This is a genomic window from Streptomyces tateyamensis (assembly GCF_003205575.1).
Classification (GTDB): domain Bacteria; phylum Actinomycetota; class Actinomycetes; order Streptomycetales; family Streptomycetaceae; genus Kitasatospora; species Kitasatospora tateyamensis.
In genome coordinates this window covers 1-1946 of record NZ_PYBW01000054.1, presented here as the reverse complement: position 1 = coordinate 1946, position 1946 = coordinate 1, and the positions used below count along the sequence as shown (strand labels likewise).

1 protein-coding gene and 1 pseudogene are annotated in these 1946 nt (G+C 71.5%); both read right to left on the bottom strand.

Features of this window, described 5'->3' with window-relative positions:
- Positions 1-127 (bottom strand): annotated as a pseudogene (locus C7C46_RS36585) (8-amino-7-oxononanoate synthase); the annotation flags it as partial.
- A 3-nt stretch (positions 128-130) separates the two neighbouring features.
- On the bottom strand, positions 131-1831 hold the full coding sequence (locus C7C46_RS17620; RefSeq protein WP_110670771.1) for an IS1182 family transposase: 1701 nt from the start codon (positions 1829-1831) through the stop codon (positions 131-133).
- Positions 1832-1946 lie beyond the last annotated feature (115 nt).

Genomic DNA, 1946 nt, shown 5'->3' with positions numbered 1-1946 from the left:
CGGGGTGCAGCGCGGTGGTGCCGGTGACCAGGCGGGAGCCGGTCGAGCCGCCGCCCCAGCGGCGGGCCGCCTCGGCGGCGGCCCCGGTGACCACGGGGTGGTGGGTCAGGCCGAGGTAGTCGTTGCTAGGCTATGCGGCGAGGGTGAGTTCGAGGCGGGCGAGGTGGCTGGTGCGGGTCCGGTCGAGTGGTCTGCCGTGCCACCAGGCGTGGAGCCGGATGAGGTTGAGAGCGACCGCGCTGTAGACGTGTTCGAGGCGGGTCTTCGAGAGGCCGCGGTAGCGGGCCCGTCGGCTGCCGGTGACCGCGACGGCCTGCCGGATCGTGCCCTCGGCACCGGAACGCAGGGCGTAGTCGGCCTGCCAGTCGCGTCCGGCCTGGTCGGCCCGGGCGGTGCGGAGGGCATCGGTCATCGCCTTGGGATGGAGGGTCAGCTGCCGGTAGCCGGCCTTGCCGGTGGTGCACCGCTCGCGGGCCGGGCAGGGGCCGCAGGTGGAGCGGGTGAACTTCACGACGGTCACCGGCCGGCCTCGCTGCAGGCAGGGACTCCAGGAGGAGCTGGTCTGTCCCGTCGGGCAGCTGGCCTGCTGATATTTCCAGTCGATGGTGAAGTTGGCGGCGTCGAAGCCGGCCTTCTCCCGGGCCTGGCGTGACTGGTCGAGCAGGACCGGGGTGATCAGGGCGACGCCGCGCGTGCGGGCAGTGACGATGGCGTCCGCGCTCGCGTATCCGGAGTCGAGGTAGTGCTCGCCGGGCAGCAGGCCGCGCCGGTGCTGGCGTTGGTGGATGGGCTCGAGGGCCTTGATGTCGGGGACGGTGGAGGCGGTGGTGGCCACGTCGGTGATCAGGTTCGGGCCGGTGCGTTCGTCCTCGGGCGCGGTGGTGCAGGTCTCGGTGACGTGCAGCTTGAAGCCGTTCCAGAACATGTCGCCCTTGGCCGACCAGCGGGTGTCGGTGTCGTAGGGGGAGGCGATGCGTAGGTGGCCGGGCGGCAGCCCGTCACCGCCTTCCTCCGCCCGCTCCCGTCGCTTGGCCGTTTCGCGGCCCCGGGCGTCGACGGTGCGGGTGTAGTTCTGCAGCAGCACCACGCGCAGGGTCTGCACGGCGGGAAGTTCGCGCAGCCAGTGCGGGGAACGCGGATCGAAGACCGCGCTCAGCAGGGCGAAGCCGTCCCGCCCGTAGGTCAGGGCGAGCTGGTCGCGCTTGGTCTTCGACGAGGGCATGCGCCAGGTGTCGATCCGGGTGTCGTAGCGGCGCGACCAGCCCGGCACGTCCAGCACGGCGGCGACCCAGTCGGGTGCGGCCACGGTAAGGGCCTCGACTGCGGCCCGCACGCTCTCACCCGCCAGCTCGAGGCGGTTCAGGTCGCGGACCGCGGAGATCACGTGGGTGGAGTCGGTGCGCTGCTTGCCCCCGGCGGCGAGCAGGCCCTGCTCGGTCAGCCGGGCCAGCAGCAGGTCCAGGACCTTCTCCTCCAACTGGTGCTCAGCCACTCTGGTGCGGAACTGGGAGAGCACGGTGAAGTCGAAGCCGGTGTCCTCCAGTCCCAGGCCCAGCGCGTACATCCACGACAACCGGTCCCGCACCGCCTCCGCGGCCTGCCGATCTGTCAGATTCTCCGCCATCTGGAACACCGTGATCAGCGCCAGACGTCCCGGTGACCAGCCCGCCGGTCCGGTCAGGCCGAACGCGTCGGCGAACTCGGTGTCCGGGAACAGTTCACCGAGCCGGTCACGGACGGCCACAGGCAACGGCACGTTGCGTCCGTAGTTCTTCGCCCGGACCGCCCGCGCCACCTCGGGCGCCGGCTCCGGCCACGGCTGCGGCTCCATCGACACGACCCACTCCCACCCCACGACCGGGGACAGGAAAGGAACCGGCCGCACACCCAGCCTGCACCAAAGATCACACCCCCGTCAGCCCTCACCACGAATGGGCAACAGGGTC

Coding starts and splice junctions, on each gene's coding strand:
- C7C46_RS17620 (WP_110670771.1), bottom strand. CDS start 1,831: ATGGAGCCGCAGCCGTGGCCGGAGCCGGCGCCCGAGGTGGCGCGGGCG.